This is a genomic window from Ponticaulis sp., assembly GCF_029210165.1.
Classification (GTDB): domain Bacteria; phylum Pseudomonadota; class Alphaproteobacteria; order Caulobacterales; family Hyphomonadaceae; genus Ponticaulis.
Map to the genome: position 1 here is coordinate 437101 of NZ_JARGNT010000002.1, position 16648 is coordinate 453748.

At 56.0% G+C, this 16648-nt stretch carries 14 protein-coding genes and 1 tRNA gene; 8 read left to right on the plus strand and 7 right to left on the minus strand.

Annotated elements, in window-relative coordinates; genetic code table 11:
* The first annotated feature begins 84 nt into the window (after positions 1 to 84).
* A tRNA-Phe gene (locus tag P1U45_RS14040) sits at positions 85 to 159 on the plus strand.
* A 544-nt stretch (positions 160 to 703) separates the two neighbouring features.
* On the opposite strand, the gene P1U45_RS14045 is transcribed toward P1U45_RS14040, so the two are convergent.
* Entirely contained in the window at positions 704 to 1249 is a 546-nt protein-coding gene (locus P1U45_RS14045; protein ID WP_301059647.1) for a hypothetical protein, read from the minus strand.
* 207 nt (positions 1250 to 1456) lie between these two features.
* Between P1U45_RS14045 and P1U45_RS14050 the strand changes: the two genes are divergently transcribed.
* Positions 1457 to 3064 (plus strand): carboxylesterase family protein, encoded by a 1608-nt coding sequence (locus tag P1U45_RS14050; RefSeq protein ID WP_301059649.1) that lies wholly within the window; start codon positions 1457 to 1459, stop codon positions 3062 to 3064.
* Between the two features lie 239 nt (positions 3065 to 3303).
* Here the strand turns inward: P1U45_RS14050 and P1U45_RS14055 are convergent, their stop codons facing one another.
* The 4 genes from P1U45_RS14055 to P1U45_RS14070 all read right to left on the minus strand — a co-directional run bounded on the left by P1U45_RS14055 (position 3304) and on the right by P1U45_RS14070 (position 6552).
* Complete coding sequence (locus P1U45_RS14055; RefSeq protein WP_301059650.1) at positions 3304 to 3993, minus strand: hypothetical protein; 690 nt, start codon at positions 3991 to 3993, stop codon at positions 3304 to 3306.
* 104 nt (positions 3994 to 4097) lie between these two features.
* Complete coding sequence (gene ndk, locus P1U45_RS14060) at positions 4098 to 4520, minus strand: nucleoside-diphosphate kinase (RefSeq protein WP_022695657.1); 423 nt, start codon at positions 4518 to 4520, stop codon at positions 4098 to 4100.
* A gap of 117 nt (positions 4521 to 4637) precedes the next feature.
* Positions 4638 to 5093: a DNA polymerase III subunit chi gene (locus P1U45_RS14065; protein ID WP_301059651.1), complete on the minus strand. Its 456-nt coding sequence runs from the start codon at positions 5091 to 5093 to the stop codon at positions 4638 to 4640.
* A 4-nt stretch (positions 5094 to 5097) separates the two neighbouring features.
* Positions 5098 to 6552 (minus strand): leucyl aminopeptidase, encoded by a 1455-nt coding sequence (locus P1U45_RS14070; RefSeq protein ID WP_301059652.1) that lies wholly within the window; start codon positions 6550 to 6552, stop codon positions 5098 to 5100.
* 107 nt (positions 6553 to 6659) lie between these two features.
* On the opposite strand from P1U45_RS14070, the gene P1U45_RS14075 reads away from it, so the two are divergent.
* The 6 genes from P1U45_RS14075 (at position 6660) to rpmG (ending at position 14778) form a co-directional block, all read left to right on the plus strand.
* Entirely contained in the window at positions 6660 to 7796 is a 1137-nt protein-coding gene (locus tag P1U45_RS14075; RefSeq protein WP_301059653.1) for an LptF/LptG family permease, read from the plus strand.
* 2 nt (positions 7797 to 7798) lie between these two features.
* Positions 7799 to 8917 (plus strand): LPS export ABC transporter permease LptG, encoded by a 1119-nt coding sequence (gene lptG / locus P1U45_RS14080; protein ID WP_293617731.1) that lies wholly within the window; start codon positions 7799 to 7801, stop codon positions 8915 to 8917.
* A gap of 65 nt (positions 8918 to 8982) precedes the next feature.
* Positions 8983 to 11544 carry a type I DNA topoisomerase gene (gene topA / locus P1U45_RS14085; protein ID WP_301059654.1) on the plus strand — a complete coding sequence of 854 codons (2562 nt, stop codon included), beginning with the start codon at positions 8983 to 8985 and terminating at the stop codon, positions 11542 to 11544.
* Positions 11541 to 13802 carry a ribonuclease R gene (gene rnr, locus P1U45_RS14090; RefSeq protein WP_301059655.1) on the plus strand — a complete coding sequence of 754 codons (2262 nt, stop codon included), beginning with the start codon at positions 11541 to 11543 and terminating at the stop codon, positions 13800 to 13802. Before topA ends, rnr begins: the two co-directional genes overlap by 4 nt.
* Positions 13799 to 14536, plus strand: coding sequence for an NUDIX domain-containing protein (locus P1U45_RS14095; RefSeq protein ID WP_301059656.1), 738 nt, complete (start codon positions 13799 to 13801; stop codon positions 14534 to 14536). Before rnr ends, P1U45_RS14095 begins: the two co-directional genes overlap by 4 nt.
* Before the next feature lie 74 nt (positions 14537 to 14610).
* Positions 14611 to 14778: a 50S ribosomal protein L33 gene (rpmG, locus tag P1U45_RS14100; protein ID WP_022695665.1), complete on the plus strand. Its 168-nt coding sequence runs from the start codon at positions 14611 to 14613 to the stop codon at positions 14776 to 14778.
* Between the two features lie 82 nt (positions 14779 to 14860).
* On the opposite strand, the gene P1U45_RS14105 is transcribed toward rpmG, so the two are convergent.
* Both P1U45_RS14105 and P1U45_RS14110 read right to left on the minus strand, forming a co-directional pair.
* Positions 14861 to 16225, minus strand: coding sequence for a PleD family two-component system response regulator (locus tag P1U45_RS14105; protein ID WP_293608227.1), 1365 nt, complete (start codon positions 16223 to 16225; stop codon positions 14861 to 14863).
* Complete coding sequence (locus P1U45_RS14110) at positions 16222 to 16614, minus strand: response regulator (protein ID WP_022695667.1); 393 nt, start codon at positions 16612 to 16614, stop codon at positions 16222 to 16224. The genes P1U45_RS14105 and P1U45_RS14110 overlap by 4 nt, the downstream gene beginning before the upstream one ends.
* Positions 16615 to 16648 lie beyond the last annotated feature (34 nt).

A 16648-nucleotide genomic window follows, 5' to 3' on the forward strand; every position in this document is an offset into this window, starting at 1 on the left:
ATGTCAAATTCAACGCAGAAGGTGATGGACAGCACGCCAACAGCCAATTATACAGCCCTCTCGCTTTACTAGCGTACCCCAGATGCCCGGGTAGCTCAGGGGTAGAGCAGCGGATTGAAAATCCGCGTGTCGGTGGTTCAAATCCGCCCCCGGGCACCATTCATTCCAATTTTGCTACGCAAAAACATTCGCGCCAGTGGCGCGAATTTAGGAATGGATTGTGTTTGATCCCCGCTCCGCTGTTGCTTCGCGATGGATCGCGCTCAAGGCTGCGATCCGAGCGTGGGAAAATTAAAATCGTGTTTGATACGCCTCACGCCGCGCAGCGGCTCAGGCAGGCGGGCAAAGCCCGACGGCAGGTCTGCCGCTTTATGGATTCGGGCGCATTAAAATCATGTCTCAACACGCACCGGACGTTGTAAAAAATCGGCGCACCGCGCTGCCGATTGCTCGCTTTTGTTCTCATCTAAGCTTGGATACCCGCCTTCGCGGGCATCTGCGGTGTGCTGAAGTCTGCGCTCACTCTTACGAAAACGAGGCGACACAGCCGAATAGCAAGCACCCCCTGTTCCGCCATTAAACGCAGCGAATGCACCAGAAAAATGACACCGGACGATGCATGCAAGTTGTTGAAGGACGCTTCAGATTTTTGAATGGGTCATTCTCGAGCATCCGGGCATCGCCCTTGATGCGCTCTACTCGCTTAGGGAGATAATCCGTTGCGCGAAATAAGACACAACTCCGTTTGAGCTGTGACACTGAACTCGATCCCGAAATCATCCAAACTCATATTTGTATTGAGCGCCACCTGATCGGATGAAATGATCAAAATTCCACCAACGATCTCTTTGGTTTCAAAATCGACGTACACGCTCCCATAACCTGAAAATGGTTGACCATAACGGCAGTAGAAATATCTGTCGGCCCGGACAGGAGTAGCGGAAACTGATCGGTTGCCAATTATAAAACCGACATATCGCGCCGAAATCGACTGAAAGGGACCGTGCCTCGGAGCAACCAAATTTGCTGAAGCTCTATCCCACAAATTCAAGAGGGACAGCGTCGAAAGCAACGCCTCCTGATCATCTGTCAGCACATATTCGTCTCCCACCTGAGCATAGGTCACCACAGTAACCCGATTATCTGAAAAGTAAGAATCCAGTGGTGATGCACAGGATTGGGAAGACATGGTGACGCCCAAAAACATCCAGAGCGCTAAAATCGCTATAAGTTTCGCTGAAAGTTTCATCGCTATCCTTCGCGATCCCTCACAGGCCCGACCATCGCCGACGAGAGACAGAACGTAATTCTACTTTGTATTACATACCACTCCCAATTTTACACCATACGAAACTGACTTCCAAAAAATCACACCTCGACGCACTCACCAATTGCGCAGGTCACGATACTCCCCTACACATAAGTCTAAACGCATTCAGAAGTTCGGGAGGTAACAATGAAGCCATTTAATCCGGGCCGCCGCTTCTTCATGGCAGGCACAGCAGCCGTCACCGGCTTGCTCACTCTGCCGGGCCGCGGCTTTGCAGACAGCGCGCTTTTCCCTGTTGTTGAAACCGCTCAAGGTCGCCTGCGCGGCGCGCACGCAGCGGGGATTACCAGCTTCAAAGGCATTCGCTATGGCGCGCCAACATCTGGCACAAACCGCTTCATGCCGCCTCAGCCGGTGGAGCCTTGGGCGGGCGTAAAAGATGCGCTTTATTTCAGCCATGCCGCCCCGCAAATGCCGAACGGCCGCGCCTTTGCCTATGGCGATCTGATCGTCTTCGACCGTCATCCATCTGGCCTCGGAGAGGATTGCCTTGCGGTAAACCTCTGGACACCAACCCTCGATGCGAATGCGAAAAAGCCGGTGATCTTCGTCATCCATGGCGGCGGGTATTATGGCGGATCGGGCAATTCGTTCGGCATGGATGGCGAAGAAATGGCCCGCTATGCCGATAGCGTCGTGATTGCCGTGAACCACCGTCTCGGCGCGTTCGGCTTTGCGCATCTGGCCGAGTTTGACGACCGGTTCGCACGCTCTGGCGCCGTCGGCATGATGGACATTGTCGCGGCGCTTGCCTGGGTGAAAGAAAACGTCGCCCAGTTTGGCGGCGATCCGGACTGCGTTCTGGTTTATGGCCAATCCGGCGGCGGCGCGAAGACAAGCACGCTTCTGGCCATGCCGGGCGCGGAGGGCCTCATCCATCGCGCTGGTGTGATGTCCGGCTCATCTCTGCGCTCTCGCACCGCAGATGACGGCACAGCCGCAGCAGAGCGCCTGCTACGCGAGCTGGAAATCCCTACGAATGAGCTTCATCGCCTGCAGGAGCTACCGTTCACGCGCATTCTGGAGGCACAAGCACAGCTGGAAGCCGCAGACCGCGCACTTGGCGAAGCGCCTACCTCCTTCGCGCCAGTCATTGATGGTGAAGCGATTGTCCGCCACCCGTTTGATCCGGACGCCCCTGCTGTCTCTCACAATGTACCGATGGTGATTTCGACGGCGCTGGACGAGCGCACCTACCGGATGCCGAACTTCGATCTGAGCGATGAAGGCCTTATGGCCTATGCCCGCCGCCGCGCAGGCGATCACGCAGAAGATGCCGTCGCCATGTATCGTGCGGAAGATCCGGATGCTTCGCCGCATCTGATTCAGGCACGCATCGACACTGATCTGTCTTTCCGCCGGTCTGCTTTCCGTCAGGCCGAACTGAAAGCTTCAGCGGGCGGCGCGCCTGTCTGGACCTATCTATGGAAATGGCCTGCACCGGCCTTTGAGGGGCGGTATGGCGCGGTTCACGGCATTGATGTCGGCCTCAGCCTGCACTCAGTGCGTGGCGGCCTGACGGGTGCGAGCGCGGAAAGCCTGATGATGGCGGACCGTATTTCGTCCAGCTGGGCAGCGTTTGCTGCGACCGGCAACCCGAACAATGATGAAGTGCCGGACTGGCCGGAATATACTTCACCGGAGCGGGCAACCATGATCTTTGATACGCAGATGAGCGTGGAATATGACCCGCGCGCCGAGATCAGAGACTTCTGGCAGGGCATTGAAAGCTGAAAATGGGAAAGGCGGTCCGATGGGCCGCCTCTTTCTAATTGCTCTCGTGAACCGCAGGTTCACATAGAGCGCGCTCAGGGCTGCTTATCTTTGTTCTCGTTGTTTAATTATGCCTCACGACGCGTAGCGTCTCCGGCAGGGCGGGCTATCGCCCGAACCGCAGTCGCGGTCTGAACCGCTGACAGCAAAGCGACGGCTTGTGGCGCTGAGCCTTCCAAGCATCAGCACCGAGCAAAAAATCATGTCGTCGCGAAATGATGGCGAATGAGCCAGATCACGCTCCAGACGAGCGCTGAATACAACACAAACAAGAGCGCGAAACGGGCGGCAAAGCGCATCACAAGCGGCTTCACGTCGTCCCAGCTGGAGGTCGACGCAATATCGGCGACAGCGCGGGCAACCTTCTCAACCACTTCATCGCGTTTGCGACCCGCAAGCAGCATGAGCACGCTTTCCGTGCTGTCGACAGGCTGGTCTGTGGCGCGTTCAAGGACTTTCTCGAACACCTGCGCAGACACCGTCTCTGATAGAATAAGCTTGGGCCGCCAGCCGAATTTCTTGAACTCGCGTCGCAGGAATTTCAGCGTTGGAAACGACCGAACGGTGTCGAAGGTGAAAAAGCTGACAAAGAGCAAAGCCAGTACAACCGCGGACCATTTTGACGGCAAAAGTCCCGACAGGAAGAGCACGGCTACAATCAGCACAAGCAATGCTTTCGCGCCTGTCGTGATCAGGAACTGGCGGAACCCGTCAGAGAAGAAGGTATGTGCCTGAATGCGCAGTTCTTCACGCGCCTCTTCCACGGCGCGGGCGATCATCTTGTCTGTGCGTTTATCAACTTCTTTGCCGAGCGCATTACGCACAGCCACGGCAGACGCAGAGACGCCGGCCGCAAGAGACAGGATATTTCGCAGGTTCAGGATCGCCATGTGCTTTATGTCGGCCAGAGACGTGTCGAAAACAAGGCTTAAAACACAACAAAGCCCGCAACTCCTGTGAGTGCGGGCCTTTCAAGATGTGCTTTGCGCTGGGCTTAGCCTGCGATGTCAGCCAGTGAGAAGAACTGAGCGATTTCGATCGCAGCGTTCTCAGCGCTGTCAGAACCGTGGACAGAGTTCTCGCCGATGGATTTAGCAACTTCCTTACGGATTGTGCCTTCAGCAGCTTCTGCAGGGTTCGTTGCGCCCATAACTTCGCGGTAAGCTGCAACAGCGTTCTCGCCTTCGAGAACCTGAACAACAACCGGGCCAGATGTCATGAATTCAACGAGTTCGCCATAGAATGGGCGCTCAGCGTGGACTTCGTAAAAACGCTTAGCTTGCTCTTCAGTCATCTGAATACGACGCTGGCCGATGATGCGCAGGCCAGCAGCCTCGATCATAGAGTTTACTTTACCAGTGAGGTTACGCTCAGTTGCGTCTGGCTTGATGATAGAAAAAGTACGTTCGAGAGCCATCGGAAAAATCCTTGTTATCCACCGCGTTGATCGCGGTCTTGATATTCTGGCGCCGCTATAGCTGCGTAAATGCGCACTGCCAACAGTTTGTGTGTAACTTTTCGATGACGACGGTTTTTATCGGGTCTTGTCGATCCAGCTGCCGCTTTCGGAGAGCTGGTAGTATTTGACGTTCAGCCCCGCATTACGCGCGGCTTTGAACTGTCCGCGTGCGGTCTGAAGTGCATGCTGGTCGTCGCTCTGAAAGACAACCATGATCCGCTGATACGGTTGATCAGGCGTTTCCACATCCTGACCGTTCATCAGAACCAGGATTTTGGCGTCGTTCGCATTTTCAAGCGATGCAGAGAGCAGAACCGGCTGACGGCTAGAATGCTCACCCTCCGGCCCATGCGGCAGGAAGCTGTCATCCTTCCAGCGCCAGAGATCTTTATCGAGCTGAGAAAGAGCAGAAACATCCGGAGACGAGACCAGCACACGCCAGTCCCGTTCCAGACACTTCTCGAGAAGGGGCGCGAGCGCCCCGGCAAGCGGTGGCCGCTCGAGATGATAAAACCACCACTCGCACGCCATCAGATTAAGCGTTCTCGTAATTGTCTTTGATCAGACGGTCGAGGAGACGCGGGCCGAAGCCGCTCGCCCAGGACGGGTCTGTCGGTGCTTTGTCGACGCTCTTCCAGGCGACGCCTGCAATGTCGATGTGTGCCCAAGGCGTGTCATTCTGAATGAAGCGCTTCAGGAACTGCGCCGCAGTGATCGAACCGGCAGCCGGACCGCCAATATTCTTCATGTCAGCGAACTGAGATTTGAGAAGCTTGTCGTAAGACGAGCCCATTGGCAGACGCCATACGGTTTCGTTCTCTGCCAGACCCGCAGCGGTCAGCTGGGACGACAGATCGTCATTGTTCGAGAACAGGCCAGCATTGTCGTGACCGAGCGATACGATGATCGCACCTGTCAGCGTAGCCAGATCGATGATTGCGCGTGGCTTATAGTTCTCTTGCGCGTACCAGAGCACGTCACACAGAACGAGACGGCCTTCAGCGTCTGTATTCTGGTTTTCAATCGTCTGGCCGGACATAGATGTCACGATGTCGCCCGGACGGCTCGCATTGCCGTCTGGCATGTTCTCAACGAGACCGACAAGACCAACAACGTTTGCTTTTGCCTTACGAAGTGCGATGGTTTTCATGGCGCCGACAACCGCCGCTGAGCCGCCCATATCGCCCTTCATGTCCTGCATGTTCGGGCCCGGCTTCAGTGAGATACCGCCCGTGTCGAAGCAGACGCCTTTGCCAACGAGTGCCAGAGGAGCTTCGTCGCCGCCGCCTTTCCACTCCATGATCGCCATTTTCGATTCGCGGACAGAACCCTGACCAACACCGAGAAGCGCGTTCATGCCGAGTTTGGTCATCTCTTCTTCGCCGAGAACCGTCACCTTGATGCCGAGCTCTTCCATTTCGCGGATACGATCAGCATAGCTCTCCGGGTGAAGAACATTCGGTGGCTCGTTCATCAGGTCGCGCGCCATTTCGGTGCCAGCGACAGCTGCTGCGAGACCAACCCACTCAGCTTCGGCAGCCGATACGTTGTCTGTTACCAGTGTGATGGTTTCCAGAGACGGCTTCTGGTCGTCCGTGAGCTTCGTCATGTATTTGTCGAAGCGGTAAGCGGCCAGACGTGCACCTGCGAGTGCACGTGCGCTCGGCGCCTTGATATCTGCTGATTTATAGCCGGAATTCAGAACGGCTTTGGCTGCATGGCCGCCAAATGTTTCAAGTTCCGCGTCGGTAAGTTCAGCCGTTTTACCTGCACCTACCAGAATAACTTTCTTCGGACCCGAGTCCGAAGAGAGAAAATATTCGAATGACTGGCCAGCTTTACCGCGAAAACGACCCGCTTCGACTGCAGCCTTCACCTTACCGGCAAGGCCTGCTTCGAGGGCATCGAGTTCAGCAGGGACATAATCTGCTTCATGAGTAAGCAGAATTGCGACGTCGCCACTATAAGTGTCTTTGATTTCAAACTTCATACTTTTGCTCCAATTGAATCCGAAGTAAGCCCTCTGGAGTGTTCCGGCAACCGCCCTTACCGTGAAACGGCATCGACCGCTGAAAAGAGACAAACGTTAGTAGGATTATGAACCGAATTCAGAAGTATATCTTTTTCAGCGTTCTTAAAGCCGTCATTACGATTGTTGGTGGTCTCGCGCTGCTGGCATTGCTGGCGCAAGGCCTGTCGCAGACTGATCTTATTGTGGATAATCGTCAGTCCGCCCTCACCTATCTGCGCGTCGTCGCGCTGGGTGCGCCTCAGATCATCGCGGTTCTTGGCCCAATCGCCCTGTTTGCGGCGGCGTTGAACGCCCTCAACCGCATTCACCGCGACAATGAAATCGTCGTTTCGCAGGCTGCAGGCATGACACGCTGGCAAATTCTGTCTCCTGTCATGCGTCTCGCCGTGATGGTGACCGTTGCGCATTTGTGCGTGAATCTCTTCGTCCAGCCTATGGCGCAGCGTGAGCTTCGTCAGACGATTTCCGACGCCCGCGCTGACCTCGCCTCGTCTCTCATCCGTCCGGGCGCCTTTACCTATCCGGTCGACGGGCTGACCATTTATGTACGCGAATCATCGGGCGGCGTTTTCCGCGGCATGATGATCGCCGACACGCGCGACCCGACGAATGAGACCATTTATATCGCGCAGACCGGCAACTTCATCGAAATCGAGAATCAGCCAGCCATTCGTATGACGAGCGGCCAGATTCAGCAGGTTGATGAACTCGACCAGCTCTCGGTTCTGGTTTTCGATGACTACGTATTCGAACTCACCGACTTCATGGCAGAAGATTCGGACCTCGTTCTGAAACCGTCAGACAGATTCCTGCACGAGCTGTTCTTCCCCGATCTTGGCGACTTCTATCAAAACCGCGATCAGGACAATTATCTTGCTGAAGCACATTTGCGCATTGCTTCGCCGCTCCTGAACCTCGCCATGGCGATGATCGCTGTGCTGGCCGTAACCGGCGGTAATTTCAGCCGGCGTGGCTATCAGAAGCGCATCACCATCTCAGTCGCTGGCGCACTGCTGCTGGTCATTCTGTCTCTGTCTGTCCCACCGAGCGCAGCGAGTGATCCGGCCTTGAACATCGTCCAGTATCTGCTTCCGCTTGGAACGACGGGCGTGCTCGCCTTTGTGTATCTGATCGGCGGAATACCCGCGCTGACCCGAAAGTTCAAAAAATCCGATGACACCCAGAATGCGGAGGCTGCGTAACCATGTTGTTTAATCGCCTCCAGTTTTACGTTTTCCGCCAGTGTGTGGCTGCTGTCCTCATGACACTGGGCGTCATTCTCGCCGCCATTCTTCTGGTCGACGTTGTGGAGCAACTTCGTACCGTAGGCGGGGATGCAGACATTTCTGTCCTTACCGCGATCTCGCTGTCTTTGATGAAGCTGCCAATGCTCACCGAGCACACCATGCCTTTCATCATTCTGGTAGGTGCCATCATCGCGTATTCCCGCCTTTCTCGCCTGACCGAGCTTCCAGCCATGCGCGCCGCTGGCCTGTCAGCCTGGCGCTTCCTGACGCCAATGGCGGTTCTGGCGCTTCTACTTGGTCTATTCGCGGTCTTCGTTCTGAACCCTGTCGGCGCGCATCTGAACGAGCGCTTCGAGACAACACGTGCGAGCCTGACCGGCGCACCGGTTGAAGGCATTGCCGCAGAGCGCAATGGCGTCTGGCTGCGTCAGGGTAGCGAAACCGATCAGATCGTTATCCATGCCGACACCACAGGCACAGAAGGCATTGTTCTGAATTCTGTCGACCTGTTCGAGTTCGAGCGTATTTATACGCGCGAACAAGGCACGAATGACTTCACCTTCCGTCGCCGCATTTCAGCTGACACAGCGACGCTGAAAGACGGGTTCTGGGAGCTCATCAATGTGGTCGAGCAAGTGCCGGATCAAGCACCTGTGCACCGCGATGCGCTGTCTATCCCGACGGATCTGGACCCTGCAAAACTTCTCGACCGGTTTGCCGCACCGTCGACTGTCGGCTTCTGGCGACTGCCGGGCTTCATCGCTCAGACAGAGCGCGCGGGTCTTGATGCATCCCGCTACCGTATGCACTTCCAGTCGCTTCTGGCTTCACCCATTCTCTATGTGGCAATGGCCTTGATTGGCGCTCTGGTCTGCCTGCGTCTTGCACGTCTGGGCGGCACCGGCCAGCTCATCGCCTGGGGCGCTCTGGCGGCCATCATTCTGTACTTCGTCACAGAGATTACAAGCAGTCTCGGGGCGGCGGGCGCGACCTCCATGCCGATTGCTGCTTTCACCCCTCCACTCTTCGCTTTGTTCGCAGCGCTTACTGCAATCGCCTATATGGAAGATGGTTAGTGCCTGTTGACTTCCGCCGCGCACACTTACAACTTCCGTCGCGACGGGGTATTTGGATTACATAAATGAAAGTCGTTGTCGTTGAATCGCCTGCAAAGGCGAAAACCATCAACAAGTATCTGGGAAAAGACTTCAAGGTTCTGGCCAGCTATGGCCACATCCGCGATCTCCCATCCAAGGACGGATCCGTTCGTCCGGATGAGGACTTTGCGATGAGCTGGGAAGCTGATGCGAAGTCTACCAAGCGTATTCGTGAAATCGCTGACGCCGTAAAAGGCTCAGAGCAACTCATTCTCGCGACCGACCCCGATCGTGAAGGCGAAGCCATTTCCTGGCACTTGCTCGAAGCGCTTAAGAACCGCCGCGTCCTGAAAGATGTCGGCATCAGCCGCGTTGTGTTCAACGCGATCACCAAATCTGCCGTAACCGAGGCGATGAAAAACCCGCGCGATATCGATCAGGAACTGGTCGATGCCTATCTGGCACGTCGCGCGCTCGATTATCTCGTAGGCTTCTCTCTGTCGCCGGTCCTGTGGCGAAAGCTTCCGGGCTCACGATCCGCTGGCCGCGTGCAATCCGTTGCTCTGCGCCTGATCTGCGAGCGTGAACGCGAAATCGAAATGTTCAAGCCGGAGGAATACTGGCAGGTCATGGCTGACCTGAAAGCCTCTGACGGATCTTCTTTCGAGGCGCGTCTCGTTGAACTGAATGGCGAGAAGCTTAAAAAATTCAGCCTCGCGAACAAAGCGGATGCTGACGCTGCGCTCGAAGCTGTACGCCGCAACGGCTTCACCGTTGATGCGGTCGAAGCCAAGCCGGTCAAACGTAATCCGCCACCACCATTCATCACCTCAACGCTTCAGCAGGATGCATCGCGTCGCCTCGGCTTCTCCGCCAAGCGCACCATGCAAGCCGCCCAGAAGCTCTACGAGGACGGCAAGATCACTTATATGCGTACCGATGGTGTGCAGATGGCCGAAGAAGCCTATCAGGGCTCCCGTGAAGTCATCCGCTCCACCTATGGCGGCAAGTATCTGCCTGAGAAAGCACGTCGTTATTCTTCCAAAGCCAAAAATGCTCAGGAAGCGCACGAAGCGATCCGTCCGACTGACTTCCGCCTGCACCCGGACGAGTTCCGCGGCGATGCCGATCTTGGCAAGCTGTATGGCCTGATCTGGCGCCGCGCTGTTGCCTCCCAGATGGAAGCAGCACGCTTTGAGCGTACGACTGTAGACATCACATCAGCCGACAAAAACGCAGGTCTTCGCGCGACAGGCTCCGTCCTCATGTTCGACGGCTTTCTGACGCTGTATCAGGAAGGCCGCGACGAACCGGGCGATGATGAAGACAATAGCCGCCTGCCAAAGCTCACTCAGGGCGACACGCCTGAATTGCTTGAAGCCAAATCTTCACAGCACTTCACCGAGCCTCCACCGCGCTTCTCTGAAGCGTCTCTGGTCAAGCGTCTGGAAGAGCTGAGCATTGGTCGCCCGTCGACCTACGCGTCTATTCTCTCCGTTCTTCAGGAACGAGAGTATGTCCGCCTCGACAAGAAACGCTTCATTCCAGAAGACAAAGGTCGCCTCGTAACAGGCTTCCTCGAAAGCTTCTTCCACCGATATGTCGAATATGACTTCACGGCGGATCTGGAAGAAAAACTCGACCTCGTCTCTGACGGTCAGCTCAAATGGAAAGATTTCCTCCAGAACTTCTGGAAGGACTTCCAGGCTGCGATTGGCTCAATCTCCGATCTGCGCGTCAGTGAAGTGCTCGATGCGCTGAATGAAGTGCTCGGCCCTTACGTCTTCCGTCCTGCAGAGGGCGCAGAAGAAGGCGCGAACCCGCGTTCTTGCCCGAATTGCGGCGACGGTCTTCTGTCACTGAAGCTCGGTCGTCACGGCGCGTTTGTCGGTTGCTCCAACTATCCGGAATGTAAGTTCACACGCGCCTTCTCGGTTGATGCTGAAGAATCCCAGAACCCGATCAATCCGGACGGCAATGTGCTCGGTCAGGACCCTGAAACAGGCCGCGACGTCAGCCTGAAGTCAGGTCGTTTTGGCCCGTATGTAGAGCTTGAGCCGGAGGAAGGCGAAAAGCCTAAGCGCGGCAGTATTCCAAAAGGCTGGAACGCTGAAGAGCTGAACCTGGAAAAAGCGCTGATGCTTCTGTCTCTGCCCCGGGAAGTCGGCAAGCACCCGGAAGACGGCGAACCGATCCTTGCGAATATCGGCCGTTACGGTCCGTATGTGCAGCACCTCAAAACCTATGCGAACCTGCCTAGCGTTGATGAAGTGTTCGAAATCGGCCTCAACCGCGCGGTCTCTGTGATTGCCGACAAACTTGCCAATCCGGGACGTCGTGGCAACGCGCCAAAGATTCTGAAAGATCTCGGCGCCCACCCGACGGATGGCGACCCGATTCAGGTTCTCGAAGGCCGCTATGGTCCTTATGTGAAGCATGGTAAGACCAATGCGACGCTGCCTAAGGATTCCAAGCCTGAAGAGGTGACACTGGAACAGGCGGTTGAACTTATCGCCGCGAAGGCCAAATCACCTCCTAAGAAGAAAAAGGCCCCGGCGAAGAAGAAAGCCCCGGCCAAGAAAACGACAAAAGCCAAATCTGAATGACCGAAATTACACGACAGACCGTACTCGACTATCTTGCCGCCAATCCGGGCGAAACCAACAAACGAGATATTGCGAGGGGTCTGCGTGTCAACGGAGAGGCACGGCGCGAGCTCCGGAAGATTCTTCAGGAGCTTGAGGCCGAGGGCGTAATCTCACGCGTCGGCCGTCGCGCATTCGCGCGCTCGGATGTGCCGCCTCCGACAGGCATTGTCGAATTCCTTCGCATTGACGAACATGGCGACCTGATCGGCAAGGCTGTCGGTCAGGATGGCCTATTCGGTCCTGAAATCATCTATGCAGGCCATCGTGGCAAACGCCGTGATCCGGACCCGGGCATGCGAGATCGCGCGCTTTGCGACATTGAAGAAGGCCGCGACGGGCTCTGGCGTGCGCGCATGATCAAAAAGATCGAAACGCGATCTGACACCATGATTGGCGTCTTCGAGCAGATGGCGCATGGCGGCGGTCAGGTCGAAAGCACATCTCGCAAGGATAAACGCTCTTTCCTCGTCTTTCCGGGCGACCAGATGGACGCGCGCCATGGCGACCTTGTGCGCGTGGAGCCTAAACCGTCCCGAAATCATGGCCACGGCCCGAAGCGCGGCAAGATCGTCGAAATCCTTGGCAATGCAGACAATCCGAAGGCGGCCAGCCTGATCGCTATGGCGTCCTACGACATCCCGGACATTTTTATGCCCGATGTCATAGCCGCCGCTGAGGCCGCCCAACCGGTGGAGTGTCCGCGCGAAGACCTGACGCAAATCCCTCTCATCACCATCGACCCTGCGGATGCGCGTGACCATGACGATGCAGTCTTTGCGCAAGCTGATGACGACCCGAAGAATAAGGGCGGCTGGAAGATTATCGTCGCGATTGCCGACGTCTCTGCCTTCGTGCCTTTCAACGGCATTCTGGACAAAGAAGCCTATCGGCGTGCCAACTCAACCTACTTTCCCGACCGCGTTGCGAGCATGCTCCCGAAAGCGCTGTCGGCCGGCGAATGCTCGCTGAAAGAAGGCGAGCTGCGCTGCTGTCTTGCCTTCGAGATGGTGTTTTCTGCCGAAGGCACCAAGCTCCGCCACCGCCTGATCCGCGGCATGATGCGTTCAGCGGCAGGCCTGTCTTATGAAGAAGCGCAGGCGGCGATTGATGGTGAGCCATCAGACCGCGCCGCGCCGCTTCTTGAGACGGTGTTGAAGCCACTCTGGGCTGCCTATGCCGCGCTGAAGAACAAACGCTCAGAACGCTCTCCGCTCGATCTCGATATTCCGGAACGCAAGATCGAACTGTCACCAGACGGCGAAGTTCTCGGCGTGCGGGTGAGAGATCGCTTTGATGCGCACATGCTCATTGAAGAGATGATGATTCAGGCAAATGTCTGCGCGGCAGAAGCTCTGGAAACCAAGCGTCACGAACTCATCTATCGCGTTCACGAAGAGCCATCTGACGAGAAAATTCACGGTCTTTCGACCTTCCTCGAAACCCTCGATCTCAGCTGGTCTATGGGCGAGAAGGTCAGCCCTGCCCGTTTCAACCGCCTTCTGGCAATCGCGCGTGAGACCGACCGCCATCACGAGATTTCCGAAATCGTTCTGCGCAGCCAGAGCCAGGCGGTCTATTCACCGGATAACCTCGGACACTTCGGGCTGAACCTGACGAAGTATGCACATTTCACATCGCCGATCCGTCGCTATTCAGACCTGATTGTACACCGCGCTCTCATCCGCGCCTATGGTCTTGGGCCTGACGGCCTCGATGACCAGCAGCGTGTGCGACTGGAAGAGATAGCAGGCCATCTGGTTGACCGCGAACGCGCAAGCATGGCCGCAGAACGTGACGCGTCAGACCGCTATCTGACAGCCTTCCTGCAGGACCGCGTCGGCGCGGAGTTCGAAGGCCGCATCACCGGTGTGGCGAAGTTCGGTCTGTTCGTTCGCCTTGATGAAACTGCGGCTGACGGGTTTGTGCCTGCGGCCTCTCTGGGCGATGAGTACTGGTTCTTTGATGATGGCGCCTCAGCGCTCGTCGCAGAGCATTCGGCTCGTCGCTACGAGCTTGGCCAGCCGGTACGCGTGAAGCTGAAAGAAGCAAACTCTGTCGCTGCCAGCCTCGTACTGGAAATGCTGTCGGAGCCTCGTCCGAAGCGCAAAGGTGAAAAACCACCTTCCCAACATCGCCACAAACGTGTGCTACAACATAAACGACCCGGGAAAGGCGGCCCCCGCAAAGGAGGCTTCAAAGGCAAACGTAGAAGATGACCACACAAGAAAAAGAATACGGAACCGGCGTCTTTGATAAAATGGAGGATGGAGACGTTGTAGATCGCTCGCAGCCATCTGCACGCCCCAAAGACGCAGCAACTCTCATACTAATCCGCCGCGATGGCCCTAAGCCCCGCGTTCTGGTTGGCAAGCGTTCGAACAAACATGCCTTCATGCCGGACAAATTTGTTTTTCCCGGCGGACGGGTTGACCCGGAAGACAGCCGCGCGCCCGCTATTTCCGAATTGTTGTCACCCGTTGAAGCCAAGCTTCAGTTCAAAGCGCGCCGTAAGCCGCGCGCATTCGGCCTGACGGCGATTCGCGAGACCTTCGAAGAGACCGGCCTCATCATCGGCAAGTCTCTTAATGATGAAGCGCGCGCCCCCAAAAACTGGCGTCCATTCCTCGCTGAAGGTGCGCTACCCTGCATGACGAATCTCGAATTTGTCGGACGCGCGATTACTCCGCCTTACCGGCCACGCCGATTCGATGCGCGATTCTTTATGGCAGACGCTGAAACAGCTCTGATTGACGAGCGTCCGGCTGCATCGGGCGCTGAATTGGTAGATGTGCGCTGGATCGATCTGGAAGATACAGGCGATATCGACCTTCCCTCCGTCACCCAGATGATGATAGACGAAGTCAAAGCCCGTTTAGAGGCTCCGAAGACGCTGCATGACCCACTCTTTTTGCGGTATTCTGCAAAAGGTCACATTGTTGAGCGTATATAGGAAAAACCCCTCTTGACTTACCGGGGCAACACGGTGTTTATGCGCCCTTCGAATTCTAACTGAGGTCTGCTCTCATGGCGAAGCCAGCTACAATCAAGATCCGCCTGAACTCTACTGCAGGCACGGGTTTCTTCTATGTCACAAAGAAAAACCCTCGCAACATCACTGAAAAAATGGTGATGCGTAAGTATGATCCCGTCGTACGTAAGCACGTCGAGTTCAAAGAAGGTAAGATCAAGTAAGATCTGTCTTCACGGACAAAACAAAAGCCGGTCGCTTTGTGCGCCGGCTTTTTTTGTGCCTGATTTTTGAGAAATACAAAATTTAAGCCGCGCGGCTTTTCACCTGATTCCGGCCGGACTGCTTCGCTTCATAAAGCGCTTCATCCGCGCGCTTCAGCAGATCGTCAATCGTGCATTCGCTGCCATAGGATGTTGAGACCCCGAGGCTGACCGTTACATCTAGTTGGTTGCGGCCACGTTCGACAGCAAAGGTCTGTGACGCCACATGACGGCGCAGGCGCTCGGCAACAACGCTCGCCATATCACCTGTTGTATCCGGCATGATGACAACGAACTCTTCCCCGCCCTGGCGGCAGGGAATGTCAGCGGGACGCACATTCTCACGCATACGTTCGGCAAACTCGCGAAGCACCTCATCGCCAACGTCGTGACCATAAGTGTCATTGACGCTCTTGAAGTGATCAATGTCCGCAATGAAGACTGACACCGGCTCGCCGCCTGAATTTGCCCGCTGAAGAAACTGGTTCAGCTGCTTGTTCATATGACGACGGTTATAAAGGCCGGTCAGCTGGTCTGTGATGGCGAGCTCCATGCTCTCATCGAGGCGACGGCGTACCGTGTCGAGATACCGCTTCTTGCGAACCTGCGTCCGCACACGTGCAGACAGCTCTTCGGTATCAATCGGGCGCATGATGATATCACTTGCGCCAAGGTCCAGCGCCCGCAGCGCTTTGGCCTCTTCTTCGAAGTCGGCCACAATCAGAACCGGCAAGTCACGCGTCGCAGGCTGAGATTTGAAGTGCGCACACAGACGAAGCGGGTCAAAAGAATCAGATGCCAGCGACAGAACGATCAGATCGATACCTGCTTTTTCCTTGGCCGCGAGGTTGCGCGCCTCGGACCACAGAATCGGGCGGTGTTCCTGCTTGAGGGACATAGCGATACGGCGTGCCTGACGTTCATTATCGTCGATGATCAGAACCCGTGCAGGTTCGATAGGACCGCCAGGCTCGTCGCCCTCGATCACTCCGATGCGTCGACCATTGGCTTCGCGTGAGCGAAGCTCGTCCATCACAAGTTTGAATTTTGTCAGCGCGCGAATGCGAGACATCAGCGCGAAGTCGTCTACAGGCTTGGTCAGAAAGTCGTCAGCGCCAGCCAGAAGGCCTTTCAGGCGGTGGTCGCGGTCACCCAACGCAGTAACCATAACCACCGGAATATGCTGGGTGTCCTGATCCGTTTTCAGGATCTGGCAGGCCTCAAAACCATCCATAACGGGCATCATCACGTCGAGCAGAATGATGTCAGGGCGCTGTTCGCGTGCCATATCAATGGCTTCCTGACCATTCGAAGCGGTGATCACCTCGAAGTATTCATGGCTCAATTTAGCCTGAAGCAGTTTTCTGTTCGCAGAGATATCGTCGACGACGAGGACCCGAGCGCTCACTGAACGGGCTCTCTTTCGGTCAGTTTCTGAACCTGATTGAGAAATGGCATCATCTGGATCGGCTTGGACATGTAAGCCTCGCAGCCAGCTTCACGCACGCGCTCTTCGTCAGATCGCATGGCAAACGCCGTAACCGCCATGACCGGAATATCTGCCAGATCGTCATCATCCTTAATCCAACGTGTCAGATCGAGGCCGGACACTTCCGGAAGATTGATGTCCATAATGATGAGAGCGGGCTTGTGTTCACGTGCAATTTCAAGGGTTTTCAGGCCATCACGGCTCTGAACAGCCTCATAGCCGAACGCACCAAGCAGGTCGCAGAACAATTTCATGTTCAGCTCATTGTCCTCAACGACAAGAACTTTTTTGCGTTCAGTGACCGACATTAGCCCAGCATCTTCCTTGAGAATCGTCCCGATG